Consider the following 24,236-nt stretch of genomic DNA (forward strand, 5'->3'; position numbering starts at 1 on the left):
GGTTGCTCGAGGGGACGGGAGCTCGAGGACCGCCGGCGCGGCAATGGCGGCAATGGCGCAAAGTGGGCATCGATGCCCATTATGCGTGAGACGCGCGGGGCCATCTCGCGACGACGTCGGTGGACGATGCGTCGATCCTGGTCCGCGGGGGTGGGGCAATGGTGTGGGCGGACGATCGCTCAGCGCGAGCGTCCGCGGCCGTCGCGTCGCAGGTCCGCGGCGATGGAGGACCACGCGGCCAGCACGAGGATGCCGGCGACGATCCAGGCGACGATCGCCGCCGCTGGCCACCAACTCGAGAGCGATCCGCCTTCGTGCCGGGTCAGCGCGACGAGACCGCCTGCCAACCCCACGACCAGGGCCGCGATCGACAGCCCAATCGATCGCCAGCTTCCCCGCGGTTCGTCCCCTGCCCAGTCGCCGCTGCCCGCCAGGAGCATCAGCAGGATCAACGCGCCCGCGAGGGTGTAGAGCAGCCAACGACCGAGGACGCGCAGCACGTGGCGAGAGTACCTGGTACTCGCGGCATCGGGCCCCGGATTCTTTGCGCTGGAATCGAGCGCACGGCATCGGTGCCCGGGCCACGAGGCGAACGTCTTCGATCGCGAGGCGAACGTTCTCGATCGCGAGATGAACGTTTGCGATCGCGAGGCGAACGTTTGCGATCGCGAGATCGATGCTCCGGCTTCGACCATGAAATGCGCCCGCTCGGGCGAGCGATGCTCGCCTCACCCTTCGGGCGCAACCACCTCGCACAGCCGCTGCCCCGCCTCGACCGTGTCCCCCGCGGTCACCCCGATCCCACGTACCACGCCCGCGGCCGCGGCCCGCACCTCGTTCTCCATCTTCATGGCCTCGACGATGAGCAACGGAGCATCGACCTCCACCTCGTCGCCATCGGCCACCAGCACTCGAACCACCCGTCCCGGCATGGGCGCGAGGATCGCCCCGCGGCCACCCCCTCCGCCTGCACTGGCCAGTGCCGCCTCGAGAGCCGCCTCTTGCCGGCTCTTGACCGCCACCGCCAGCACCTCTCCGCCCACCGATGCGTGCTGGGGTCGCCGTCCTGGGCAGAGGTGCACCACGTGTTGCGGCCCGTCGTCTCCGGCCGTCCTCACCAGCAGCGTCTCGTCGGCGCCCGGCCGAACCGTGCACCACGTGTTGCCCACGCGAACCCGCACGGGATGCCCCTGCGGGTGATCGAGCCGGTCGAGCTCGACCGAGACCTCGTGGTGCTGGCCCTCGACGGTGACCTCGAAACGCTGCGCGCGGCCCACGGCGCGGGAGCGTAGCAGACCTTGGCCGCCATCCGGGGGCGGGCGGGCTCCTGGCCCCGGGGGCCGTTCGTGGTAGAACGCCCGTCCGTGAGCACGCCGGGCCAAGCGCTCCGCATTTCGCCCTCGAGGCGGGTGCTGCTGTGCATGGGACCGGGCGGCGTGGGCAAGACCACGGTGGCCGCCGCGCTGGGCCTGGCCGCGGCCCAGCGGGGACGACGGGTGATCGTGGTGACCATCGATCCTTCCAAGCGCCTGGCGCAGGCGCTGGGGCTCGACCCCGCCGCGGGGCACGAGAGCGGCAGCATCGTGCCCGTGCACGGCCCGGGAGGGGTGCGGCTCGACTGTCTCATGCTCGACACCCAGCGGGTGTTCGACGAGATCGTCCGGGTCTACTCCCGCGACGCCGACGCGGCCGCGCGCATGCTGGGCAACCCGATCTACCGGGCCACCGCGCAGCACCTGGGCGGTGCGCTCGAGTATGCCGCCACCGCGCGCGTGCACATGCTGCATGCCGAGGGGCGCTACGACCTCATCGTGCTCGACACGCCACCCACCGCCAACGCACTGGACTTCCTCGAGGCCCCCGCGCGGATCCAGGAGCTGGTCGGCAACCCGGCGGCGCGCTTCCTGGCCGGAACGGGGCGCATCGGGCTCAAGCTGATCGGCCTGGGAGGAGGCGTGCTGCTCAAGACCTTCGAGGCCATGGGCGGGGGATCGTTCATTGCCGAGCTCGGGGTGTTCCTCAAGGAGTTCGGGTCCGTGCTCGGCGAGTTCCGTCGACGCGCAGGAGACCTCGCCGAGCTCCTCGCCTCGAGCGAGACCGGGGCCGTGCTCACCACCGCCGCCACCGACTTCTCCGCACGCGAGGCCGAGGCCTTCATCGACGTCATCGTCGAGCGTGGGATGAGGGTCGATGGCATCGTGCTCAATCGAGTGCTGCCCACGTTGGCCCCCTTGCCGCCACCACCCGTGCTGAGGCCCGCCGTGGCGGCGCAGGTGGGCGAGGATGCGGCCGATGCTGCCGTGCAGGCGTTGGGGTCTGCGTACCTCGGGGCTCGGATGCAGAGCGAGCGAGCCCACCGCATCTGGCTGCACTTGCGCGATCGCTACCCGACGGTGCCGGTGGCCTTGCTCGCACGGCGGGATCCACCTCCCTCCGAGCTCGAGGAGCTGGTGGTGATGGGCGCGCAGCTCCTCGAGCAGAGCGCGTGATCGCCCCCATCGACCCCCAAGAAACCTGCCGCTCCGTCGATACCGCGATCGTGAGCAGGCTTTGTGAGGCTTTCCACACCTCCACACAACCATTGAGTTCTCTCGAACGAAGAACTCATTGGAGCCGGGAACCGTCGGGGGCCTCCTTACGTCTTAACCCCCAAGTAAGACCAACTTGAAACGCTCGGAGGAGCGTTCATTCCAAGAGGTTCAAGTGAGACTCGTGAAGCAATCCCGATTCCTACTGCGAGGGCCGTACGCGGCCAGAAAGGAACGATGAATACGCCATGTGTGACATCGACATCCACCGTGGTTCGTCGTGGAAGCGAGTCGTGGGTACGCAGAACCCCTTGGGGGTTGGTGACTCGACGACAGCGGCTCTCATGACGATGGACGACGGTTCCGGGATGCCTGGGGGAGGCAGCAGACCACGGTCTGCGGGCTTGCACGATGACCGATCGGGCAGGTCCAGCGGTTCAACTCCGCGGCCCGGTTCCGGTTCGTCCACGTGCCCTGCACGTCACGCGCTCGGCTCACTGAGCTCCGACCTCGGTCGGGCGCAGTGAGCCGGGTGCGTGACGGCAGGGCCAACAATCAAGCGCTGGAGCGGAGCATGCGGCCGAGGACCGGCCCCATCGAGCCCCAGCTCCGCAGCCAGACCAGCCGGACTCCCAGGTGCGCCACGCTGGCCTCGATCCAGGCCCGCACCTCGGCATCGCCGGGATCGAGGTTGAGCCACAGGTGCTGCGTGGAGATGGCTCCGCGCTGGCCCACCTGCTCGAGCTCGTCCATGCGGCTGTCGTGGATCCACGACAGCCAGCGACGCATGTTGGCATCCGAGAGCGACAATCCCACGAACACCACCCGGCGAGCCGAGCAGGTCTCGAGGAACGAGGTCGCCTGCCACGAGTACACGTTGCCCGCCAGCTGCAGGTAGGCGGCCTCCGAGAACACCAGCTTGTCGGGCGATGCGGCGTGCTGCGTGGTCTCGGCCCCGGGCACGGGCAGCAAGCCGTGGCAGAACACGTAGGGCACCCGATCCACGCTGCGATTGGAGATGCCGCGCACCACTCGATCGATGCGCTGCGGCACGCCGGCGTCCTCGTCCCCGTTGCAGGCCTGGTAGGCCGTGAGCACCGCGAACAGCAGGGGCTCGGCGTTGAACGAGAGGATCGCGGCCGGTGAGCGCGGGGTGCCGAGCGCGTCGCTCAGGATGGGGGCGATCGCCAGGGCCGACATGCGATCGCCCCAGCGAGCGTGCATCAGCTCGAGGAAGCGCCGCCAGATGTGCTGCGAGAGATCGCCCGGGCGTACGGCTCCCAGTGCACGCAGGACCGTGCGTCGATCGCTGCCCTCGAAGCCTCCGAGGAAGTCGCGGTAGAGCTCCTCGGTGAGCAGCTGGGCGAAGCCATTGGCATCGCGTCCGCTGCGTACGGCGGCCGCCTGGATCAATGCATCGGCCGAGAACACCCCGGAGAGATCCTTGGAGACGCGATCGACGTCGCTGGGGTTGCAGCTCTCGATCAGCCGGCGTACCAGGCGGTTCCAGTCGGGAAATGCGGGCAGCGAGGTGCCTGCGCCCACGCACAGCGCCCAGCCTGGTCCCGACGCCGCTCCGGCGAGCAAGCCATCGACCTTGTCCTCCGTCAGTCCCGGTTTGGTCACGTGTGAACCAGCGTACCAGTTTGCACGGCGCGCGACGTGAGCCCGATGCTCGGCTCAGCCGCGGCAAGAGCCAGCCGCGGCGAGGGTCAACCGCCCCAGCCCCGAAGCGCGTGGGCGAGGCGATCGAGCTCCGCGTGGGTTCCCACGCTCACTCGCAGACAACGCGCCAGCCGAGGCTGCTGCGAGACGTCCTTGACCAGCACGTCGTGCTCGCGGAGGTGAGCCGCGAGTCGCGGTGCCTCGTCGTCTCCGGACAGGCGCACCACCACCAGGTTGCCGGCCGAGGGCAGCACCGTGGCCCCCGGAATCCCGGCCAGGATCTCGCCGAGCCGCGCTCGGTTGGCGACCACGCGGCTCACCAGGGCGGCCTGCTCCGACCCGAAGCGAGCGAGCACGGTCTGCGCGAGGACCAAGCTGGTCTGCGAGACGTTGTAGGGATGTCGCACCTTGTTCATGGCCAGCGCCAGGATGGGGTGGGCGATGCAGTAGCCCACCCGCAGCGCGGCCAAGCCCACCTTCGAGAGCGTGGCCATGTGCACTTGGTTGCTGGGCGAGGCTCCGCTCCACAGCGAGCTGCCCGCGGGGGCGTAGGCGCCATAGGCCTCGTCGATCACGAACACCACGTCGGGGTGGTCGGCCACGAGCGCGGAGATCCGCTCCTTGCTCCACAGGCTGCCGGTGGGGTTGTTGGGGCGGGCCAGGAAGCACACCGAGGCGCCCCGCAGTGCATCATCGAGCGGGGCCCCTGGGAGCTCGAGATCCTCGGTGAGCATGACCTCGCGCAGCTCCATGCCGAGCATGCGGGCGGTGTGGCCGTACATCACGAACGTGGGGATGGGGGTGACGACGATCCCGGGAGCGGGGCCCGGCGAGCTGAGTGCGAGCAGGAGCAGGGCGATGATCTCGTCGCTGCCGTTGCCCAGCACCACCTGCTCGGGAGCACAGCCGTGGCGCCGGGCGAGGTGCGCTCGCAGGCTGCGCCCGGAGGTGTCGGGGTAGCGACCGAGCTCGATGCGCTGGAGTGCGTCGGCCAGCGCGGCCATCACCTCGGCGGGCCACGGCTCGGGGTTCTCGTTGGCGTGCATGCGGGCGCACGCGGGATCGGCCGGAGGGACGTCGTAGACCGACAGCGCGGCGAGGGTGGAGCGGATGTGCCGGCTCCAGGGCAGTGAGTCTTCGTCGCTCATCGGCCTCGTCCCTCGGCCAGCCGACGCTCCACCGCGCGGGCGTGGCCCTCGAGCCCTTCGGCCCGGGCCAGGGTGACGATCGCCTTCGCCTGCTCGACGAGGGCCCGGTGGCCCAGCGCGAGCACGCTGGTGTGCTTGACGAAGTCCCAGACCCCCAGCGGAGAGCCGAACCGCGCCGCGCCGGCGGTGGGGAGCACGTGGCTGGGACCGGCCGTGTAGTCGCCGGCGGCCTCGGGCGTCCAGGGTCCCACGAAGATCGCACCGGCACCGCGCAGGTCGCTGGCCATGGCTTCGGGCCGGTCCACGAGGAGCTCGAGGTGCTCGGGTGCATACTCGTCGGCGGTGCGGGCCAGCGCGTCCCGATCTTCCACCAGCACTGCCGCTCCGTGCTCGACGAGGGCCAGGGTGGCGAGCTCGCGCCGGGGGAGATCGACGAGCTGGCGTCGGAGCGCCGCGTCGGTGGCGTCGATCAGGGGGGGGTGGTCGGTCACCAGCACGGCACAGGCGAGTCGATCGTGCTCGGCCTGACTGATGAGATCGGCGGCCACGAACTCGGCATCGGCCGTCGCGTCGGCGACCACGAGGATCTCGCTGGGGCCTGCGATGCCGTCGATGTCGCACAGGCCGTAGACCTGGCGCTTGGCGGCGGTGACGTAGGCGTTGCCGGGACCCACGATCTTGTCGACCCGCGGCACGCGCTCGGTGCCGAGCGCGGCGGCGGCAATGGCCTGGGCGCCGCCGATCTCGAACACGCGATCGATCCCGGCGAGCTCGGCTGCGAGCAGCACCACGTCGTTGGCGCGCGGGGTCAGCAGCAGCACCTCGTCGACGCCGGCCACCTTGGCGGGGATCCCGGCCATGAGCACGGAGGACGGATACGCCGCGGTGCCGCCGGGGGCGTACACGGCCACGCGGCGAAGCGGAGCGACGCGGCTGTGCAGGCGCTCGCCGTCGCGCTCGAGGCCGGTGGTGGGGTGGCGCTGAGTCTGGTGGAATTCGCGGATGCGGCGGGCGGCGAGCTCGAGCGCGGCGCGAATGTCGTGGGGGACGCGGGCGCAGGCCTCGGCGCGGCGCTGGGGCTCGAGCTCGAGGTGGTCCGGGTCCAGCGTGCGGCCTTCGAAGCGTCGGGTCAGCTCGACCACGGCCGCGTCGCCGCGGGCTCGTACGTCGGCGATGATCGCTCGGGCGGCTTCGTCGGCCTCCCCGGCGAGGCCGGCCGCTCGTGCGCAGCGCTCGCGCCAGGCGAGGCGGCCGGTTGGGGGCGCACCATCGGGACCGGGCCGGAGATCGATGCGCGGCAGGCCCTCGAACGCCGCAGGGAGCGAGCCCGGAGGGGTGGCCACCGAGGCCTGCGGTGCCCCACCAGGAGAGGATGCGCTCATGAGCGGACGTTACCACGTCCGGGACGAGGCCCTGCTACGCTCGGCGCGATGGTCGAGCTCCGCCGAGCGAGCGCGCGTCCCAGGGACCTTCGCCGGGCTCGCATCCGCTCGGCGTGGGTGCTCGGCGTGGGGGCGCTGCTGCTGCCGGGATGTCGCGATCAGTCCGGCGACGAGGCCGGTGAGGACGGGCCGATGTCGCTGGTCACCACCAGCGGCGGTGGCGGTGGCGACTCGAGCACGGGGGAGCCGTACGTGCCCAGCCAGGATGCGACCGATCAGTGCGGCTTCGCGCCGGTGATCGGGGCCGGGCGCCACGAGGGCACGCTGAGGGGCAACGCATCGGAGCTGGGGGGAGCGTGCGGCTTGGGGGGACCCGATGCGTTCTTCCGGCTCGAGGTACCGCGGCGGAGCGACGTGCGTCTGCAGGGCCAGGGCGTGGGCTTCGTGCCGCGCGTGGGCGTGCTTCCGTTCACCTGCTCCACCGACTGGATCCACCGCACGCTGGCGTGTACCGAGGGGGTGGGGACCTGGCTGGCCGACGTGGCGGAGGGCTCGAGCCTGGTCGTATCGGTGGGTGTGGACGAGGACCATCCCGCGCTCGATCTGCCGCCTCCGATGCAAGGGCCGGATCCGCTGGCGTTCGTGCTCGACGTCGAGCTTCGCAACGTGCTCGAGGCGGGCGACCCGTGCGAGCCGTCCGGGCTCGGTCGGTGCGGCACGGGGACGGCGTGCTTGCCAACGCCACCACCGGACGACGAGGCGGAGGACGAGCCGGGCCCGGCGGTGTGCACCACGTTGCCCGGCGACACGTGCGAGACCGCGCTGCCGTGGCCGGTGGTCGCGGGTGTCCAGACGATGGAGATCGATCCGTCCACGCCGCAGACCGACGCTCATCGCCACTCGTGCGGTGGTGCGCGGCGGCTGGAACGGGTCGTTCGGTTGATGCTGCCGCAGGGAGGCCCGCGCACCCTGGAGGTCCGCTCCGATCGCGCGGAGGTGGGATTCGCGGTGCGGGCTCCGGGGTGCGGACCCGAAGACGAGCGCGGCTGCGTTGCCCCCGAGGAGATCGCTCCCGCCGCGTTGTCGGTGGAACTCGACGGCTCCGATGCCTTCTTGTTCGTGGAGTTGCCGCCGATCCCCGAAGACGCGGACGAAGAGGGCTCGAGCGGGGGTGAGGTGGGTGAGGAAGCTCCGATCGTGCTCGAGCTGGAGCTGCTCGATCCGTAGTGGCCCCATGGTGGCCCCGCGGCCTATCCTCCCGCGCCATGTCGCGCAGCCTGTTCACCAGCGAGTCCGTAACCGAAGGGCACCCCGACAAGATCTGCGACAAGATCAGCGACGCGGTCCTCGACGCCATCATCGCCGAGGATCCGACGTGTCGGGTTGCTTGTGAGACGCTGGTGAAGACCGGCTATGTCAACCTTGCGGGCGAGGTCACCACCAGCACGTATGTCAACCTGCCCGCCATCGTGCGCTCCACGATCCGCGAGATCGGCTACACGAGCTCGGCGATGGGCTTCGACGCCGACAGCTGCGGCGTGCTGGTGGCGCTCGAGGCCCAGAGCCCCGACATCGCGCTGGGCGTGGATGGCAAGGGCGTCTACTCCGACGAGCAGGGGGCGGGCGACCAGGGCATGATGTTCGGCTACGCGTGCACCGAGACGTCCGAGCTGATGCCGCTGCCGATCAGCCTGGCCCACAAGCTCACGCGGCGGCTGACCTACGTGCGCAAGCGCGAGAAGGACAGCTTCCTGCGCCCCGACGGCAAGAGCCAGGTCACCGTGGAGTACGGCGAGGATGGCAAGCCCATGCGGGTGGATGCGGTGGTGATCTCCACGCAGCACAGCGAGGACGTGAGCTACGCGACCCTGCGGGAGTTCATCATGGAGGAGGTGATCAAGCCCACCGTCCCCGGCGAGTTCCTCGACGCAAAGACCAACTACTACGTCAACCCGACCGGGCGCTTCGTGATCGGCGGACCCATGGGCGACTCGGGGCTCACCGGGCGCAAGATCATCGTCGACACCTACGGCGGCATGGGGCGCCACGGTGGCGGGGCATTCTCGGGCAAGGACCCGAGCAAGGTGGACCGCAGCGCCGCCTACTACGCGCGCTACATCGCCAAGAACCTGGTGGCGGCACAGCTGTGCGAGCGCTGCGAGGTGCAGCTGGCCTATGCGATCGGCGTGGCCAGGCCGGTGTCGATCCGGGTGGAGAGCTTTGGGACGGGCAAGGTCAGCGACGCGCGGCTGTCGGAGATCGTCGGCAAGCACTTCGATGCGCGGCCGGGTCGGATCATCGCCGAGCTCGATCTGCTGCGGCCGATCTACGGGGCGACCGCGGCCTACGGGCACTTCGGGCGCGAGGACGAGAAGAAGGGCTTCAACTGGGAGCGCCGCGACCGCGTGGAGCAGCTCAAGGGCGAGCTCTAAGCGGCGCTCGTCCGGGACCGCCCTGCCCCGGAGGGGGCACGTGGCGGACGGCACGGAGGAGCCGGCGCGGGAACCCGTGCCGGCTCGTTCGCGTGACAGGGGTATGACGGCGGGGATCCGGGTATCCTCGACGGGCCGATGGAGCAGCAAGCGGACGGGGAGCGGGCCAGGCCCTACGCGGGCTGGAGCAGCGTGGGGTTCGGGCTCGTGGCGCTGGCGTTCGGGCTGTGGGTCCTGCTGCGGGGCGACGTGGTCGACAACCTCCTGCACCCGGCCAAGGACGATCCGCTGCTGATGGTGGCGCTGGTCAACGGGATCCTGGGGACGCTGGCCGGGATCGTGGCGCTGGCGCGGCGGGAGTCGACGCGGCTGGCCATCCTCGGGCTGGTGGTGTCGCTGGTGGCAGTGCTGGCCAAGTTCTTCCTGGTTGCCTTGCTGGTGGCGGTGGTGCTGTTCGTGGTGGTGGGGCTGCTGGGCGGGATCGGGTAGTCTCGCCCCAAGGGGGATCGACGTGGACGACCTACGCGCTTGTCTGGAATCTTCCGTGACCTGGCCGACGCGGCGCCGGGCGGGGCGGCGTGCCCGGGCGCTCTCGTGCTCGTTGTTGCTCGCCGCTGGCCTCTCGGGCTGCGACGACGAGCCCGAGTGTCACATCTCCGCGGTGTTCATGGGGGCGCTCCAGGGCCCCGCCGCCTGGAGCCCCACCGGCCGCGATCACTGCGGCTTCGCCGACACGCAGGCGCTGGCCCAGGACACCCTGGCGATGGCGTTCGTCAACGAGCAGAGCGACGTGGGGGAGTCGCTCTACGTGATGATCGAGCAGTCGAGCATCGGGCCGGGGGGCTTTGCGGGGCGGATGATCTACACCCGCGCGGGGCAGGTGTGGGCCTCGTATCCCGGCACCTGCACGGTCGGTCTGCCCGACTTCGAGTACGAGGAGTGGTCGCTCATCGACTTCGTTCGCTTCGAGGGCTCGGTGATCTGCCCCGAGCCGCTCGTGTCGACCACGCCCGACAACGGCGAGCTCACCATGACCAACATCGAGTTCGGCGGCCACGTGCATGCCGAGGTGCTCGTCTACCCCTTTCCGTGATCGACGATGGCAAGGCACCTCACTCCACCACGCCCCGTGCTCCCCGTTGCCCTCGCGACCCTCGTGGCGCTGGCGGGCCTCGGTCCCGTGGCCCCGGCGGTCGCGGCGAGCCCTTCCTCGCCCTCTCCGGCCGCGCTGGACGAGGTCCGACTGCCCTCCGGGGGCTTCGTGCGCGGCCAGATCCAGGCGCTCATGCCCGGGCAGTACGTCGAGATTCGCAAGCTCGACGGCGAGATCCAGCGCTTCGAGTGGAGCGAGATCCAGTCCGTGGTCAAGGCGGACGGGACCGTCGTCGAGCGTGACTCCGCGGCGGCCCCGGTGGCCCAGCCCGAGCCAACGTGGGAGCCGGGGACCGAGTCCGGGACGGCCGGGGGGGTCGACCCGGGGTTCGGGGAGGCGACCCCCTCCGATGCGGGTCAGTCGGTGGACGGGACCGCGTCGACGGGCGCCGGAGCGTCGCCGGGTTTCGTACCCACCGGGACCCCCGGGCCGGATGCCTCGGTCGGACCCACCATCGAGATCGCGGTCGATCGCAAGGGCCCGCCGGTCTCGCTGTATCGCCTGGGTGACTCGACCCGTGCGCTGTGCGAGGCGCCCTGCAATCAAGCCATTCGACCGGGCTACCTGTTCGTCGCCAGCAGCGGCAAGCGGATCGGCAAGGGCTTCGAGATCACGACGGATGCCCCGGGCTATCGGGTCGACGTCAAGCGCTCGTCGCCGCTGCGAAAGTGGAGCGGCGTGGCGTTGATCCCGGTGGGGCTGATCGTCGGGATCGGGATCGGGATCATCCCCGCGCTGCACAACGTGCCCAAGTCGAAGGTGGCCGGCTACGCGGTGGGCGGTACGCTCATCGGGCTCGCCGGGATCGGCGGGGGGGTGACGCTGCTGATGTTCAGCCGATCGAAGGTGGAGGTGCTGCCGCAGACCGGTCTGGCCCGCCGCTAGCCGGGCGAGCTACCCGAAGCGCTCCGCCAGCCACTGCGCCACGATCTCGATCTCCGCCTCGCTCACGCTGTGCGCGATGGGGAACTGGTGCCAGCGGATGTCGGCCTGCGGCATCTGGGCCGTGACGAAGTCGTGGGCCTCGCGGCCGAGCACGACGGGCAGCACCGGATCGTGGATCCCGTGACCAAAGAGGATCGGGGTGCGTCGGTTGGCGTCGCTGCGCTCGGCTTCGAAGCGCTGGGGCAGCACGTGGTAGCCCGAGAGGATGATGAGCCCGCACAGCGCCTCGGCGTGGCGTAGGCCCACGTGCAGGGCCATGGCGGCGCCCTGCGAGAACCCGGCGAGGACGATGCGCTCGGCCGGGATGCCGCGGTCCTTCTCGCGCCGAAGTAGCGCTTCGACGAGTGTGGCGGAGCGGCGGATGTCGGTCTCGCTCTCGCGGTAGGGAGCGAGGTCGAGGCGGCGGATGTCGTACCACGCGGGCATGACCATGCCGCCGTTGATGGTGACCGGCAGGGCGGGCGCGTGCGGGAACACGAAGCGCAGCTCGGGCTGCCGCAGCATGGGGACGATGGGCTCGAAGTCGTGGCCGCTGGCGCCGAGGCCATGCAGCCAGATCACGGCGCCGCGGGGAGACTGGGCCCGTGGCTCGAGCTCCACGCAGGGAAGGACCTTGGTCGCCGTCATCGTGGGGCGCTTGGTAGCACGCCGTGCGAAGCGAGCGCTATCGGCAGGTCGCGGCGACGACCTGGTGCCAGCGGGAGGTGGGTTGGCCGGGGGCGAGGCGCTCGGCGAGGGCCGAGGCGTCGTCGGGGCGCCCGGCGGCACACAACGCGCGCAGTCGGGTCGCGTGAGCCTCGTGGAGCAGGATGCCGCGGGGAAACGCGGAGGCATGGGCGTCGAGCGCGACGAGGGCCTCGTCGACGTCGCCGCGGCGAAGGGCGCTGCGTGCTTGCTCGAGCAGACGGGTCTCGGCGGCGAGGGTGGAAGCGTCGGCCGCCGCGGTCTCTTGGGGCGGGACGGCGGAGGGAGCGGGGCGGTCGGAAGCAGAGTGGTCGGAAGCAGGGCGGTCGAGAGCGGGACGGTAGGGAGCGGGGCGGTAGGGAGCGGGGCGGTAGGAGTGACGGCGCTCGAGTGCGGCGACGTGATCGGCAGATGAATCGGGCGCGGGCGCGGGCGGGAGTGCCGGTTCGGGCGCGAGCGCGGGCGCGGGCTCGGATGCCGCGGGAGGATCGAGACGAGCGCTCGATGGGGTCGGCATGGGGCTCGGCTCGGCGCGGCCATCATGATGGTGGCCGGCCCCGAGGTCGACGCTGGCGCCGCGTTCGCTCGTGCGAGGCGCCGGTCGAGGCGCGGTGACGAAGGCGATCGTGGCGACCCCCAGGGCCCCGAGCACGGCCGCGGGGACCACCCAGGCTCCTGCGCCGCCTCCCAGCGAGAGCGACTGCCACCCGGGCAGGGTGGGGCTGGCACCTTGCTCGATCCGGATCGCGAGGGCGGCCCATGCGGCCTTGCGTCGGCGCGGCGAGGGTCGATCGTTCGCGGCGTGCTCGAGCAGCGCGCGTGGTCGCAGACGGGCCACGCGCCGGCTGCCCTGCTCGCGTGCCCGCTCGCGTCGCAGGGCCGAGCCGAAGCTCGCTCGAGCCAGCCGCAGGCGCGAGTGCACGGTGCGGGGGTTGACGCCCAGGATCCGAGAGATCTCCGGGACCTTCACCCCCTCGAGCTCGGCGAGCACGAACACGACGCGCTTGGTGTCGTCGAGCTCGTCGAGCAGGCGATCGATCAGGGCCGCGGCGTCGGCCTGGGACAGCGCATGCTCGGGATCGACGGGAGCGGAGCCCAGCAGCTGCTCGCCCACGGCTTCGCGACGCGCGACCTCCCGTTGCTGGCTGCGGCGCCGGGTGGACGCCACCCGCACCGCGATGGCGTAGATCCAGGTTCGCAGCGAGGCGCGGGCCTCGAACTCCGCGAGCCGCCGGAAGACCACGAGGAAGGTCTCCTGCACGGCGTCGTCGAGGTCGGCATCGGGCACGCCACAGTGCCGCAGCACCCTCCACGCGTAGGCGGAGTGCGCGCGATACACCTCGGCCAACGCGGCGGGGTCGCGAGCGTTGCGGGCGTGGACGATGCGGCTGCCGTCGGGCATGGGAGGACTCGATGGGATTGGTGCCGCCGATCGAGGATCTCATCAAGGATTGCGTCGGTGGAGCGCGAGCCCCACCAGGCCGCGGACGTCGCCGGCTCCCGCCGTGAAGCCCTGCGAGGCGCCCTGGATCGCGAAGCTGGGGCGATAGAGCGACAGCACCCCCTCGAGCGCGAGCCACAGGGAGATGCGCGAGGTCACGTCGATGGCCAGGCCGGGTTGGAGCACGGCGCCGACCCACGGCTGGCGCGCCTGGTGGGACGCCGTGAGATCGCGCCCCTCGCCGTGACCGAGCATGGCACCGACGTCCATGCCCGCGCACAGGGGGAGCCGCAGGGAGCCGCGCCGAAGCTGGGGGCACACGCGGAGGCCGGCGGTGACCAGCTGCAGCTCGCCGTTGGCATCCCGCTGGGCGTCGAGGGCCACGCGTTGGGGCACCCAGTATTGAAGATTGGCGCGGACGTGGAGGCGGGCGGAGCCCACGAATGGAGAGAGCGAAATTCCGAGGCCCGGGCCGGGCAGGAGCAGCCCGCCGAGGCCGGCTCCGAGGCGGGCGCCCCATTCGAACCCGCCCGCGGGGTGTGCCGCTGCGTCGGCGTGGTCTCGGCTCGATCGCGAGATCTCGGACTCGTCGTGGGTCGGGTCGGGCTCGGTACGACGCGAGCGCGCCACGGATGTGCCGGTCGGTGCAGGAGGCACCGTTCGTGCCGCTTTGCTCGGGCCGGCGTCGGGCTCGTTGGGCTCGTCGTGGAGCTCTTCGGCGATCGCGATGGGATCGAGGCTCACGGCCACGATCACCGCGGTGGCGCGGGCCAGCAGCATGCAGTCCTCGGCGAAGAGGACTCGAGTCGTTCGCTGCGGGCCGGCGGTCAGCTCGAGCGAGGCCTGCAAGCCCCCGGGGACCGGCTCGACGCTCGCGGCCGCGCGGAGCTCGACCGTGAGGGGAGAAGGCTCCGGCATCAGCTCGCGGACGAGGTCGCGCACGAGCACGACGTCCGGGCAGCTCGCAGGGGCCCGCCACTCCAGCGCCATCTCCGGCTCGAGCGCGCCCCCGCGGGCCTGGGGCACGGAGGTCGGAGCCAGCGCGAGCGTCGCCACGAGCGAGGAGAGGAGCACGTCGCTTTTCGTGATACCGCCGCCCGGTCGCGGCCACAAACGGCCAAGGACTACCCATGACCAATCCCTTGCTTGCATCCGTTTCCTCACTGGGTCCCGTGCTCGGGTCCGTGCTCGCCTCTGCGCTCCTGGTCGCGTGTGTCGCCAAGGATCCCGACTCCCTTGGGGAGCTCGAGTCCGGCAACGGGGACGCGAGCTCGAGCGGGACGACCGAGGGCGAGGACACCGAGGGCCCTGGCACCTCCGAGGGCCCCGGCACGTCGGGCTCCTCGACCGAGGGCGAGGGCAGCAGCACGGGGGCGCCCGTCGACTCCTGCCCCGATCCGGCGCTCTCGCACTACGAGCCATCGGCCTGCCCGAGCGACGACGTTCCGGTCCTGCCGGAGGCGGGCTGCTACGAGCCATGTGACGGTCCAGGCGCGGCATGTGGCGTGGGCTCGTGCGTGGAGGTGGAGATCAACCCGTGCGTGTGCCCCGAGGGCGGGGACTGCTGTGCGGCCTGCGGCTCGATCGAGTGGCTGTGCGTCGAGGGCCTGTCCGACGCGACGTGCGAGGCGATCGTGGGCACCACCTTCCTCTCGGTGGACGAGCACGAGTGTGGCCTCGAACCGATGGGCCCCGTGCTGTGCAACTGGCAGATCGAGTTCGGAGAGGATGGCAGCTACCTGTGGATGTACTCGGACATCGGCCAGGGCGGAGACTACGCCTGCGAAGACGGGGTGATCACGGTGCTGAACGATCCGTCCCTGGTGGTCTCCTACGACGAGACGACGGGCATCCTCACCTGGGACGGCGTGGACTACGAGCCCGCGTCCTGACGCCCGTGGGGTGATTGGCCATTTGCTCGCCGATGGCCGAAGATCCCCCGCCGCATGTCCGACCCTTCCCCGCCCACGCCGGGCCGCCGGGTGCTGACCTGGCTCGCGTCGCTCGTGGGCGGGGCGCTGTTCCTGTGGCTGGCGTCGACGCGCCTGCGCCTTTGGCCCGACGACCTCCGGCTTCCGGCACCGGAGCTGGTGGCGTTGGCCCTCGCGGTGCACGTGCCCTACGGGCTCACCCGGGCGATGCGGCTGCACTACCTGCTCGACCCGGTGGTGGCGGCCGCTGCTCCTGCTCCCGACTCCGGCCGCTTGCGTCGCTCGGTGCTCTACGGCAGCGGCTTCGTCTCGTTCCTGGTGCTCCTGGTGCTTCCGCTGAAGCTGGGCGAGCTGTCGCGGCCGCTGTTGCTGGCGCGGGCACGCGAGCCCGGGGTGGGATTGGCCGAGGCGCTCGCCGCCGTGGCGACCGAGCGCATCATCGACGGCCTGGTGATCTGCGGGATGCTGTTCGGGGGCCTCGCGGCGGTCACCGAGCTGGGACCCGAGGCGGCGGCCCACCTCGGAGACGTGCGCGCGATCGGCCAGGCCATGATGGGTCTGTTCGTGCTGGGGCTCTTGGTGCTGGTGCTCGCGGCCCGGGCCCCCGAGCGCATGGCGGCGCTGGTGAGGCGCGTGCCGGGCCCGCTGGGAGCTCGGGCCGCGGCGCTGCTGGTGCGGGTGGCCGAGCCGGTCCGGCCCTTGCTGCACGCCCGCTGCGCGATCCCCTTGCTGGGCTGGTCGATCTTCTACTGGGCCATCACCACCTTCCAGCTGTGGCTGGTGCTGCGCGGCTGCGGCGTGCACCTGGGGCCGGCTGCATCGATGGCGGTGGTGGCGATCGTGGGACTGTCGATCCAGCTCCCCGGCGGCCCCGCCCAGGCCGGGACCTTCCAGATCGGCGCCAGCGTGGCCCTCGGGCTGTTCCTCACCCCCGAGCAGCTCCAGGGCCCTGGGTCGGCCTTCGCCGCCGTGATGTACGTCCTCCAATTCGTGGGCGCGGCGATGCTGGCGGTCCCCGGGCTGTGGCTGCTGCGGCGCTCGGCGGCGTAAGCCGCCCCCGAGGCGCCCGTTGGGGGACGAGCGGACGGCCCCCGTCACGCGACCAGCCACCCCTCGGGCCCGCCGTCGGGCCCGCCGTTGCCGCCCGCGGGGCCCGGCGGGTATGCTGCGCCGCGCGCTCCCGCCCTGCGGGCCGCCCAGGAGAGCTCCATGCTGCGCAGCACGGTCCTGTCCCGTTTCTCGACGTTCCTCCCGTCTCGTTCCCTCGCCGTGACCAAGCCATCGGTCATGCTGGCGCTGGCCCTGGCGCTGTCCTCCACGTTCGCGTGCGGCAAGAAGGGGGAGGAGACCGCCAACCCCGAAGACGCCGGAGGCAAGACGGCCGAGGAGGTGCAGGCCGACATCGAGAAGGCCAAGCAAGAGGCCAAGGTCTCGCAGCTCATCGAGCTGGCCAACAAGGACCTCTCCAACGGTCGCTACGTGGCTGCGGCCAAGCTGGCCGACGAGGCGCTGGGCGAGAATCCCGACAACGCCGACGCCTATGCGATCCTCGGGGCATCGCGCTGGCGCGCGGGTGACTTCGAGGGCAGCAACGAGGCCTATCGCAAGTCGCTGTCGATCGACGACAAGAACTACGGTGCGGCGCTGGGCCTGGCGCGCAACCTCCAGACGGCGGGCAAGCACGTCGAGGCCGCCGCGCTTCAGGACAAGCTGCTGGCCGAGGATCCCGAGCAGCTCGATCCTCGCCTGATCAAGCTGTGGAGCTACTACGCCATGTGCGACGCCGACAAGGCGGTCAAGACGGTCGACGAGATCTTCCCCCGCATGGGCAAGGACGATCCGTTGCTGCCGCTCATCCAGGCCTACGCCGCGTTCGTCCGCCCGCTCGAGGGCAAGGGCCCGCTGTGCGAGGTCAAGGGCGACAAGGGCAGCTCCACCCTCGAGCTGAACCTCACCTACGGCCTCAAGTACTCCGGTGCGGTGGTGGGCGGCGAGTACAGCCCGGTGATCTTCCTCGAGACCCGCGAGGAGGCGGTGATCGACGCCAACCTGGCCAAGACGCTCAAGCTCAAGGAGCTGGCCAAGTACAAGCCGCCGGGGGCCGAGCAGGACGTGCCCATCGTCCTCATCCCCTCGGTCAAGTTCGGCAAGCTCGAGATCACCAACATTCCGGCCACGGTGCAGCCGCTCGAGGCCTACACCGAGGCCACGGGGGGCGAGACGCCGGGGGTGATCCTGGGGCGCCAGGCGATGCACGGCCTGGGCACGGTGACCTTCGACTTCCCCGGGCACTCGCTCGAGGTGGCCAAGGAGGCCCCTGCGGGCCCGGCCGACGGCGAGATCGAGCTGCCCATGCTCATGCTCAGCATGCACGTGGCGCATGCGCCGGTGGTGCCGGTGTCGATCGACGGCTCGGACCACCGCTTCTTCGCCTACCTGGGCTTCACCTACGGCTCGGGTCTGTCGGTCACCCGCAAGCACTATCTCAAGAGCGGGCACCTGCCGCGCGAGATCGACCCGCCCGACGATCCCGATGCCGGCCTCAAGATGGTCTACGTGGATCGCTTCAGCCTCGGTGACAAGGACATGGTCGGCACCAGCGGGCTGGTGCTGGTCAACGAGCCCGCCGATCCGACCCTCGACCTGTTCCTGCGCAACACGGCGTTCGAGGTGGGTGGTCACATCAACCTCAACATGCTGCAGACCTGGCGGGTGAGCTTCGCGTTCGGCCAGGGCAAGGTCTTCATCAAGCCGTCCTGATCGACCGCCCGCGCGCGGGCGGTCGGGCGTCAGGGAGCACCGTGGTCTGGCGGTGGCTGCAAACCCTGTGGCAACCCCACCAGCGGGTGGGCGAGCTGGCGGCGTTGGTCTCGAGCACGGCTCGTCGGGTGGAGATCGAGGGGCGGGTCGAGGCGCTGACCAGCCTGCGCAACCCGGTGAGCGGAGAGCCGTGCGTGGCGCTGGAGTATCGCGCCTGGCCGCCGTCCACCACGCTCGGGATGGACGGTGCCACCGCCCATGCGGGGCGGGCCTATCAGGTCAATGCGCGGCAGGCCGTGGACTTCGTGCTCGAGGAGGGCGGGGTGCGGGTGCTGGTGCACACCGACCACGGCGAGGACCTCGCCGCGCTGCACCGGTCGTTGCTCGAGCGCTACGGGGTGAGCTTGCGGGCCGAGTGCGACGCGTTGGTGGTGGGGCAGCGCTTGCTGGTGACTGGTACGGTCGAGCACCGCCGCTCGAGCGTGGGCACGCCGCACCGGGAGCTGCCGTACTCGGCGATCGTGCGGGCGGAGCGGCTGAGAGTGGTGTAGGCGCCCACCGGGCGCCTGGTCAGTCCACTCATTCCTCGCAAAATGGAGCCCCGGCGCTGGCGGCTTGCTTGAGCGCCGCGGCCTGGGCCAGCACCGCGGGGCTTGGCGCGGGCTCGGGGGTGGGCGGCGGCTCCGAGGCCATCAGCGGCTCGGCTTCCTCCCAGATGTCCTCCTCGTCCTCGGGCGGAGGCACATCGTAGGTGAAGTTGAGCACGCGCCCTTGCTCGAACACGAACAGGCGCTTGGCGGCGACCTGGGCCATGAGCTCGGCCAGCACCAGCGTGTCGGCGCGGCTGCGTTCGTTGGGGCTGTTGACGAGCTCCATGTGGACGTGCCGCAGCCCCTTCATGTTGGCGGGCTCGTACGCCAGGTTGCGCAGGGTGGAGGCGGCTGCGGCCGAGTCCTCGACCAGGATTGCGCCCTCGAACGGAGCACCGCGTTCGGTGCTGAGCACCAGCTGCCGCGGACCATCACGCAGAACCCATCGCATTGCTTGAGAGCCTGTCAGAAAACCGTCCATGAGCAACCCCAAATCCGCGCGCGGGCGTGGCTGAGCCCGTTGGACGCGCTGGTCGCGTTCGCGCATGGTTCCATGCTGGGCCTGGGCGCTGCTTGATATAGTGGTCCGGCCATGTCGCGCACGACCAAGCGGACGATCAACGGGATGATTCGTCGCGCGCTGTCGCAGATCAAGGTGCCCGATGCGCCCGCATCCGTGTTCGGGCTGGTCGACGGGGCGCAGGACGATCGCGTGGTGCCGCTGCTCACGGCCGAGGGCAATGACTGGCGCTGCCTCTACGGGACCGAGCTGCCGCGGGTGCTGTCTGCGGTCGCTCCCTATCTGGTGGCTCTGTCGTCGCACTACCCGTTCGCGGGCTACTTCGCGCGCTACGGCCGTGGCAACAACTGGGGGGTGATGCTGCGCAGCACCGCATCGATGGACGACATCGCCGAGCACTTCGCGGGGATGATCCGCGCCCGCCTGCCCGCGGGTCGCGAGGTGCTGTTTCGATTCTACGATCCCCGCGTGCTGAGGGCGTACCTGCCCACGTGCACCAAGGAGGAGCTCGATGCGGTGTTCGGTCCAGTCGATGCGTTCCTCATCGAGGATGGCAAGGGTGCGTGGAAGGTCTACCGCCGCGAGAAGGGCAAGCTGGCGACTCGCGAGCCGCGGTGGGATCACTGGATCGACTAGGCGGAGATGGTTGAGGGGGGCCATCGATGGCCCCTGGGGGCAGTCACAGGCGCTCGAGGATCGTTGCGATGCCCTGACCGACCCCGATGCACATGGTGGCCAGCCCGTAGCGCTTGCGAGTGCGGCGCAGGCCGTGCACCAGGGTGGTCACGATGCGCGCGCCGGAGCAGCCCAGCGGGTGCCCCAGGGCGATCGCTCCGCCGGCCGGGTTGACGAGCTCGGGATCGAGCTCGAGCGATCGCATCGAGGCGAGCACCTGGCTGGCGAACGCCTCGTTGAGCTCGGCGAGGTCGATGTCCTTGATCTGCAGCCCGGCCCGCCCCAGCGCCTTGTGGCTGGCGGGGACCGGCCCGATGCCCATGACCCCCGGGTGCACGCCCGCGTGCCCCCAGCTCACCACGCGCGCCATCGGCTCGAGGTCGAGCTTCTTGGCCTGAGCGAGGCTGGTGATGAGCAGCGCGCTCGCTCCGTCGTTGATCGATGATGCGTTGCCGGCGGTGACGGTGCCGCCCTTCTTGAACGCCGGCGGCAGCCGAGCCAGCTTGTCGAGCGAGGTATCGCGGCGGATGCCCTCGTCCTCGGTGATGCGCAGCGGCTCTTGCTTGCGCCCCTGCGGCACGAGGATCGGCACGATCTCGTCGTCGAGCCAGCCCTCGTCCTGGGCGTTGGCCGCCTTCTGGTGCGAGCCCAGGGCCCAGGCGTCCTGCTGCTCGCGGGTGACGTCGTAGCGCTCGGCCACGTTCTCCGCCGTCTGCCCCAGCGACTCGACGGGGTAGAGCTTGTCCATCTGCGCGTTGACCATGCGCCAGCCGAGCGAGGTGTCGAAGATCTCCGCGCTGCGGGGATACGCCTCGCCGGACTTGGGCATCACGAACGGCGCGCGGGTCATGCTCTCGACGCCGCCCGCGATGTAGACCTCGCCCTCCTTGGCGATGATGGACTTGGCGGCCTGGATGATCGCCTCCATGCCCGAGCCACACAGGCGATTGACGGTCACGCCGGGCGTCTCGACCGGCAGGCCAGCGAGCAGCGCGGCCATGCGGGCCACGTTGCGGTTGTCCTCGCCCGACTGGTTGGCCGCGCCGAAGTACACGTCCTCGAGCTGCTCGGTGGCCGCCGGATAGCGCTCGACCAGACGCCGCACCACGTGGGCGGCGAGGTCGTCGGGCCTCACGGGGGCCAGGGCGCCACGAAGGCGACCGATGGGCGTGCGGATGGCATCGATGATGACTGGCGTGCGCGCGTCGTCGACCATGCTCCCTCCCAGGTATCACGACCCGGGGAGAGCCTGAGCGGCAGAGCTTGTGGAAATCTCACGGCGGGGTCTCACGCGACGCGAGCCGGACATGGAGCCGGGCGGTCGAGGCAGGGGTTTTCGAGGCGTGTCGAAGCCCCGGCGACGGGGCGGGGACGCTCGTGGTAGACCGGTTCTGCCATGGATGCGCTGTGGTCCGTCGTGCTCTTCATCGCCCTGTGGGGGCTGCTCGTCGGCTTTGGCGTGGTGGTGGCGATCGCGATCCGGCGGCTCGAACGAGACGACGGGTCCTGGCGTCGCGGGCTGTAGCCGCTGGGTCGGCGACGGTCGTGGTAGATCGTTCGGCCGGAGGGTTCCGACATGAGCGAGCGAAGTCGCTACGAGCCGGGTGTGTTCAGCTGGGTCGACCACGTGGCCCACGACAAGGCCAAGGCCGAGCGCTGGTACGCCGGGGTCTTCGGCTGGAAGATCCGCGAGCAGGACACCGCAGGTGGGCCCCCGTACGCGATGTTCTTCAAGGACGGCAAGGTCGTCGCGGGCATCGGGCAGATGAGCGACGAGATGAAGGCGGCCAAGATCCCGCCGATGTGGAACGACTACGTGACGGTGGAGGACGTGGCGGCCACCGTGGCGCGGGCGGCGGAGCTCGGGGGGCAGGTGGCGGTGCCGCCGATGCAGGTGATGGATGCGGGTTGGTTGGCGTTCCTCGTCGATCCCGCGGGGGCGACCTTCGGGCTGTGGCAGCCCGGCCGGCACCATGGCGCGCAGCTGGTCGACGAGCACGGGGCGCTGTGCTGGAACGAGCTCAACACGCCCGACGTGGCCAAGGCCAAGGCGTTCTACGAGCCGCTGCTCGGCTGGCGCTGCGAGACCGTGCCGATGGGCAGCTTCGAGTACACCACGATCAAGGTGGGCGAGCGCGACAACGGGGGCATGATGGCGATGACCGGCCCCGAGTGGCAGGGCATCCCTCCGCACTGGATGACGTACTTCGCGGTGGACGATTGCGATGCGATCGCGGAGAAGATCGCTGCGACCGGGGGCAAGGTGTGCGTGCCCCCGCACGACATTCCACCCGGGCGGTTCTCCGTGGTGGAGGATCCGGATGGCGGGGTGTTCACGATCATTCGGCTGAGTGCACCGTCGTGAGCTCGGTGGGAGTCATTCCGATGGGCTCTCGTCCTTCACGAGGCTCGACCTGCGGTGCACGTACAGCGAGGAGGCGAGCGCGTCGAAGAGCCTGCGCTGCGTCCAGTTGTTCGGAACGTCTCGGCAGGCGGCGAAGTCGAGAGGAGTCCCGTCGGGAATGATCTCGAGCGCCGCGTCATCGATGGCTCGGATCAGTGCCTGTTCGTCGTCTTGTCCGTCGATGAACGCGATGATGGCCGCGCCTGCCACGGACTCGACCATCTCTTGCTGCTCGGGGGCCAGAGGCGCCCGGATCGTGGTGCCGTGGCCGACGAAGATGCGAACGCCCGCTCGTACGGTCCGCGCAGCGAGGGAGTCGATGCTACCCGCGGTGTTGCATGCGTAGGCATAGAGTCTACCGTCGCGAAAGATCGTGCCGAGGTCATTGGCGTCGGCCCAGACCCGGTTTGGAGTCGGACCAACGCCCCTCGGGCTGCCGTGGCCGATGCAGACCGCAGTGGGGGCGGAGCCCTGGGGGCGACCGTCGGCAAGGGTACTCGCAACCTCGTGATGCGGAGGCGCTTCGCTGGCCCATGTGCGCAAGGGCGCCCGTTGGGTCTGCAAGTGCTCCACGAGGCGGCCTGCCTCCGTGGTGGCGTCGTCTCCCAGCAGATGGACGAGTGCGTAGGTCACGAGCCCTCGACCGGTTGCTTGCGAAAGCCCTTCACGATGGAGCGAGTGGCCGCGTCGGCGAAGTCGTTGGCGAGCTTGCGGTCACCGTCGATGGAATCGAGGATCTCGCCCGCGGTGATGGGTCGACCATCGCTGTCGTGCATCACGACCGTGTCCCTTGGGGCGGAATTCGCGAAGGAGCGCAGCGCCTCCCACAGGGGACCGGGCTCGTAGAAGTGCTTGGTTGCGTAGGCGCGGTCGCGGCGTTGCACGGTGGTGCCGCGGGTCGGGTCGTGGTCGACCTCGAAGTACGTGGGGGCGATGGCGAAGGCGTGGTGGTGGGTGGAGAGCCACAGCTGGTCGATGGGAGAGTCGGGGGAAGCGAGCTCCGCTTCGGTGCGGAGGAAGCGGGCGAGGGTCTCCATCAGCTCCTTGTGCAGGTGAGCCTCGGGCTCTTCGATCTGTACGATCGGTCGTCGTCCGACCAACGCGTCGGCCGCCATCATGATGAGCTGTTGCTGGCCGCTACCGAGGTTTTCGAGCGGAACATCGCCTACGCCCGGGACGGAGACGTAGAGCCGACACTCCTTGAATTGTTGGTCCTCGGATGGAGATAGCTCGATCTCGGAGCCTGCGGGAAAGAGGTCGAGCTCGGATAGCCGACGGCCGATGCGCTTGAGCTGGCGTCGTTGAGCCAGATCAGGGGCGACATGGATCGCGAACATCCGGCGCTGGAACCATGAAGGGCCATCGTGGACCGGATTGGCGGGCTGGAAGAGCGGCTCGCGTGCGACGTCTCGATGAGCGCCGAGACGAAGCAGCAGGCTCTGATTGCCGAGTTCGTGCCTGATGCGCTGAGCGAGTGCCAACTGCTCCTCGGTGAGTTGAGGACCGAGAGGCAGATCTCCCAGGGTTGCCTTCTCGAACCAAAGCTCGATTCCGTCCCCGACGCCTTGGATGCGTACGGTCGCTTCCAAGCGGCCGAGGGGCGCTCCCACGTGGTTGATGATCGTGCCGGCTGCGGTGCCGAGCTCGATGCTCAGCTCGATCCGCATCTCGGGCACGCGTCCGCGACTGAAGTCGCTCTCTCGAAACCGTATGATGCGGTTGGCGCTATCCCAGTCGTAGCGCTGCGGCTTGCTGGCTGTGGGATACGTGCTCCACCCCGCCATCCACTCGAGTACCAGCTCCGGTACGCGCATCAGGTTGCTCTTGCCCGCCCCGTTCCTCCCATGGAACACCACGATCTCCGGCAGATCGTCGAGTTCCACGTCATAGAGGCTCCGGTAGCCGGAGACCCTGAGCCGGACGATTCGGGTGCGCACGTAGTCCGAGGACATCGCAGGCGGGAGCATACCGCGTTTCG

Annotated in this window: 25 protein-coding genes; 13 read left to right on the top strand and 12 right to left on the bottom strand. The window is 70.3% G+C overall.

Going from position 1 to position 24,236, the window contains the following annotated elements:
* Positions 1 to 179 precede the first annotated feature (179 nt).
* Both OEB96_RS24535 and OEB96_RS46455 read right to left on the bottom strand, forming a co-directional pair.
* Positions 180 to 500 carry a hypothetical protein gene (locus OEB96_RS24535; RefSeq protein WP_266219142.1) on the bottom strand — a complete coding sequence of 107 codons (321 nt, stop codon included), beginning with the start codon at positions 498 to 500 and terminating at the stop codon, positions 180 to 182.
* A gap of 228 nt (positions 501 to 728) precedes the next feature.
* Complete coding sequence (locus OEB96_RS46455) at positions 729 to 1,277, bottom strand: acetyl-CoA carboxylase biotin carboxyl carrier protein subunit (RefSeq protein ID WP_323137430.1); 549 nt, start codon at positions 1,275 to 1,277, stop codon at positions 729 to 731.
* 87 nt (positions 1,278 to 1,364) lie between these two features.
* Here OEB96_RS46455 and OEB96_RS24545 point away from each other — a divergent pair, with 87 nt between their 5' ends.
* Positions 1,365 to 2,489, top strand: coding sequence for an ArsA family ATPase (locus tag OEB96_RS24545; protein WP_266219143.1), 1,125 nt, complete (start codon positions 1,365 to 1,367; stop codon positions 2,487 to 2,489).
* 594 nt (positions 2,490 to 3,083) lie between these two features.
* Here the strand turns inward: OEB96_RS24545 and OEB96_RS24550 are convergent.
* The 3 genes from OEB96_RS24550 to hisD all read right to left on the bottom strand — a co-directional run bounded on the left by OEB96_RS24550 (position 3,084) and on the right by hisD (position 6,723).
* Entirely contained in the window at positions 3,084 to 4,154 is a 1,071-nt protein-coding gene (locus OEB96_RS24550; RefSeq protein WP_266219144.1) for an SIR2 family protein, read from the bottom strand.
* An 86-nt stretch (positions 4,155 to 4,240) separates the two neighbouring features.
* A complete protein-coding gene (locus OEB96_RS24555) occupies positions 4,241 to 5,341 on the bottom strand; it encodes a pyridoxal phosphate-dependent aminotransferase (RefSeq protein ID WP_266219145.1) in 1,101 nt (366 codons plus the stop codon).
* Positions 5,338 to 6,723, bottom strand: coding sequence for a histidinol dehydrogenase (gene hisD, locus OEB96_RS24560; RefSeq protein ID WP_266219146.1), 1,386 nt, complete (start codon positions 6,721 to 6,723; stop codon positions 5,338 to 5,340). Before hisD ends, OEB96_RS24555 begins: the two co-directional genes overlap by 4 nt.
* A 48-nt stretch (positions 6,724 to 6,771) precedes the next feature.
* Between hisD and OEB96_RS24565 the strand changes: the two genes are divergently transcribed.
* From OEB96_RS24565 to OEB96_RS24585, 5 genes are all read left to right on the top strand, one after another.
* Positions 6,772 to 7,950 carry a hypothetical protein gene (locus OEB96_RS24565; protein ID WP_266219147.1) on the top strand — a complete coding sequence of 393 codons (1,179 nt, stop codon included), beginning with the start codon at positions 6,772 to 6,774 and terminating at the stop codon, positions 7,948 to 7,950.
* Between the two features lie 38 nt (positions 7,951 to 7,988).
* Entirely contained in the window at positions 7,989 to 9,155 is a 1,167-nt protein-coding gene (gene metK / locus OEB96_RS24570) for a methionine adenosyltransferase (RefSeq protein WP_266219148.1), read from the top strand.
* Positions 9,156 to 9,293: 138 nt separating this feature from the next.
* The gene (locus OEB96_RS24575; protein ID WP_266219149.1) at positions 9,294 to 9,644 is read left to right on the top strand and encodes a hypothetical protein; all 351 of its coding nucleotides are present in this window, start codon (positions 9,294 to 9,296) and stop codon (positions 9,642 to 9,644) included.
* A gap of 55 nt (positions 9,645 to 9,699) precedes the next feature.
* Entirely contained in the window at positions 9,700 to 10,248 is a 549-nt protein-coding gene (locus OEB96_RS24580) for a hypothetical protein (protein ID WP_266219150.1), read from the top strand.
* 36 nt (positions 10,249 to 10,284) lie between these two features.
* Positions 10,285 to 11,193: a hypothetical protein gene (locus tag OEB96_RS24585; protein WP_266219151.1), complete on the top strand. Its 909-nt coding sequence runs from the start codon at positions 10,285 to 10,287 to the stop codon at positions 11,191 to 11,193.
* Positions 11,194 to 11,202: 9 nt separating this feature from the next.
* Here OEB96_RS24585 and OEB96_RS24590 read toward each other — a convergent pair whose 3' ends face one another.
* From OEB96_RS24590 to OEB96_RS24600, 3 genes are read right to left on the bottom strand one after another with little or no spacing between them, the layout of a single operon-like run.
* Positions 11,203 to 11,880, bottom strand: a complete 678-nt coding sequence (locus tag OEB96_RS24590) for an alpha/beta hydrolase (RefSeq protein ID WP_266219152.1) — start codon at positions 11,878 to 11,880, stop codon at positions 11,203 to 11,205.
* Positions 11,881 to 11,917: 37 nt separating this feature from the next.
* Positions 11,918 to 13,339 (bottom strand): RNA polymerase sigma factor, encoded by a 1,422-nt coding sequence (locus OEB96_RS24595; protein ID WP_266219153.1) that lies wholly within the window; start codon positions 13,337 to 13,339, stop codon positions 11,918 to 11,920.
* Between the two features lie 42 nt (positions 13,340 to 13,381).
* On the bottom strand, positions 13,382 to 14,452 hold the full coding sequence (locus tag OEB96_RS24600) for a hypothetical protein (RefSeq protein WP_266219154.1): 1,071 nt from the start codon (positions 14,450 to 14,452) through the stop codon (positions 13,382 to 13,384).
* 56 nt (positions 14,453 to 14,508) lie between these two features.
* Here OEB96_RS24600 and OEB96_RS24605 point away from each other — a divergent pair, with 56 nt between their 5' ends.
* The 4 genes from OEB96_RS24605 (at position 14,509) to OEB96_RS24620 (ending at position 18,620) form a co-directional block, all read left to right on the top strand.
* Complete coding sequence (locus tag OEB96_RS24605; protein WP_266219155.1) at positions 14,509 to 15,270, top strand: hypothetical protein; 762 nt, start codon at positions 14,509 to 14,511, stop codon at positions 15,268 to 15,270.
* A gap of 54 nt (positions 15,271 to 15,324) precedes the next feature.
* Positions 15,325 to 16,359 (top strand): lysylphosphatidylglycerol synthase transmembrane domain-containing protein, encoded by a 1,035-nt coding sequence (locus OEB96_RS24610; protein ID WP_266219156.1) that lies wholly within the window; start codon positions 15,325 to 15,327, stop codon positions 16,357 to 16,359.
* Positions 16,360 to 16,578: 219 nt separating this feature from the next.
* On the top strand, positions 16,579 to 18,069 hold the full coding sequence (locus tag OEB96_RS24615; RefSeq protein ID WP_266219157.1) for a tetratricopeptide repeat protein: 1,491 nt from the start codon (positions 16,579 to 16,581) through the stop codon (positions 18,067 to 18,069).
* Between the two features lie 41 nt (positions 18,070 to 18,110).
* Entirely contained in the window at positions 18,111 to 18,620 is a 510-nt protein-coding gene (locus tag OEB96_RS24620) for a hypothetical protein (RefSeq protein WP_266219158.1), read from the top strand.
* 28 nt (positions 18,621 to 18,648) lie between these two features.
* Here OEB96_RS24620 and OEB96_RS24625 read toward each other — a convergent pair whose 3' ends face one another.
* Positions 18,649 to 19,110, bottom strand: coding sequence for a hypothetical protein (locus tag OEB96_RS24625; protein ID WP_266219159.1), 462 nt, complete (start codon positions 19,108 to 19,110; stop codon positions 18,649 to 18,651).
* Between the two features lie 141 nt (positions 19,111 to 19,251).
* On the opposite strand from OEB96_RS24625, the gene OEB96_RS24630 reads away from it, so the two are divergent.
* The gene (locus tag OEB96_RS24630; protein WP_266219160.1) at positions 19,252 to 19,815 is read left to right on the top strand and encodes a DUF4123 domain-containing protein; all 564 of its coding nucleotides are present in this window, start codon (positions 19,252 to 19,254) and stop codon (positions 19,813 to 19,815) included.
* 43 nt (positions 19,816 to 19,858) lie between these two features.
* On the opposite strand, the gene OEB96_RS24635 is transcribed toward OEB96_RS24630, so the two are convergent.
* Entirely contained in the window at positions 19,859 to 21,070 is a 1,212-nt protein-coding gene (locus tag OEB96_RS24635; RefSeq protein WP_266219161.1) for a thiolase family protein, read from the bottom strand.
* A gap of 180 nt (positions 21,071 to 21,250) precedes the next feature.
* Between OEB96_RS24635 and OEB96_RS24640 the strand changes: the two genes are divergently transcribed.
* Positions 21,251 to 21,379, top strand: coding sequence for a hypothetical protein (locus OEB96_RS24640; RefSeq protein ID WP_266219162.1), 129 nt, complete (start codon positions 21,251 to 21,253; stop codon positions 21,377 to 21,379).
* Positions 21,380 to 21,430: 51 nt separating this feature from the next.
* Positions 21,431 to 22,219, top strand: coding sequence for a VOC family protein (locus tag OEB96_RS24645; RefSeq protein ID WP_266219163.1), 789 nt, complete (start codon positions 21,431 to 21,433; stop codon positions 22,217 to 22,219).
* A 12-nt stretch (positions 22,220 to 22,231) separates the two neighbouring features.
* Here OEB96_RS24645 and OEB96_RS24650 read toward each other — a convergent pair whose 3' ends face one another.
* Both OEB96_RS24650 and OEB96_RS24655 read right to left on the bottom strand, forming a co-directional pair.
* Positions 22,232 to 22,891: a hypothetical protein gene (locus OEB96_RS24650; protein ID WP_266219164.1), complete on the bottom strand. Its 660-nt coding sequence runs from the start codon at positions 22,889 to 22,891 to the stop codon at positions 22,232 to 22,234.
* Positions 22,888 to 24,210: an ATP-dependent nuclease gene (locus OEB96_RS24655; protein WP_266219165.1), complete on the bottom strand. Its 1,323-nt coding sequence runs from the start codon at positions 24,208 to 24,210 to the stop codon at positions 22,888 to 22,890. The genes OEB96_RS24650 and OEB96_RS24655 overlap by 4 nt, the downstream gene beginning before the upstream one ends.
* Positions 24,211 to 24,236: the final 26 nt, after the last annotated feature.

This window comes from Paraliomyxa miuraensis (assembly GCF_026337845.1).
Classification (GTDB): Bacteria; Myxococcota_A; Polyangia; order Nannocystales; family Nannocystaceae; genus Paraliomyxa; species Paraliomyxa miuraensis.

Bases quoted from the DNA above. Each gene is read 5' to 3' on its own strand.
- OEB96_RS24555 (WP_266219145.1), bottom strand. From the start codon at position 5,341: ATGAGCGACGAAGACTCACTGCCCTGGAGCCGGCACATCCGCTCCACC.
- hisD (WP_266219146.1), bottom strand. From the start codon at position 6,723: ATGAGCGCATCCTCTCCTGGTGGGGCACCGCAGGCCTCGGTGGCCACC.
- OEB96_RS24565 (WP_266219147.1), top strand. From the start codon at position 6,772: ATGGTCGAGCTCCGCCGAGCGAGCGCGCGTCCCAGGGACCTTCGCCGG.
- metK (WP_266219148.1), top strand. From the start codon at position 7,989: ATGTCGCGCAGCCTGTTCACCAGCGAGTCCGTAACCGAAGGGCACCCC.
- OEB96_RS24575 (WP_266219149.1), top strand. From the start codon at position 9,294: ATGGAGCAGCAAGCGGACGGGGAGCGGGCCAGGCCCTACGCGGGCTGG.
- OEB96_RS24590 (WP_266219152.1), bottom strand. From the start codon at position 11,880: ATGACGGCGACCAAGGTCCTTCCCTGCGTGGAGCTCGAGCCACGGGCC.
- OEB96_RS24595 (WP_266219153.1), bottom strand. From the start codon at position 13,339: ATGCCCGACGGCAGCCGCATCGTCCACGCCCGCAACGCTCGCGACCCC.
- OEB96_RS24605 (WP_266219155.1), top strand. From the start codon at position 14,509: ATGACCAATCCCTTGCTTGCATCCGTTTCCTCACTGGGTCCCGTGCTC.
- OEB96_RS24610 (WP_266219156.1), top strand. From the start codon at position 15,325: ATGTCCGACCCTTCCCCGCCCACGCCGGGCCGCCGGGTGCTGACCTGG.
- OEB96_RS24625 (WP_266219159.1), bottom strand. From the start codon at position 19,110: ATGCGATGGGTTCTGCGTGATGGTCCGCGGCAGCTGGTGCTCAGCACC.
- OEB96_RS24630 (WP_266219160.1), top strand. From the start codon at position 19,252: ATGTCGCGCACGACCAAGCGGACGATCAACGGGATGATTCGTCGCGCG.
- OEB96_RS24635 (WP_266219161.1), bottom strand. From the start codon at position 21,070: ATGGTCGACGACGCGCGCACGCCAGTCATCATCGATGCCATCCGCACG.
- OEB96_RS24640 (WP_266219162.1), top strand. From the start codon at position 21,251: ATGGATGCGCTGTGGTCCGTCGTGCTCTTCATCGCCCTGTGGGGGCTG.
- OEB96_RS24645 (WP_266219163.1), top strand. From the start codon at position 21,431: ATGAGCGAGCGAAGTCGCTACGAGCCGGGTGTGTTCAGCTGGGTCGAC.
- OEB96_RS24655 (WP_266219165.1), bottom strand. From the start codon at position 24,210: ATGTCCTCGGACTACGTGCGCACCCGAATCGTCCGGCTCAGGGTCTCC.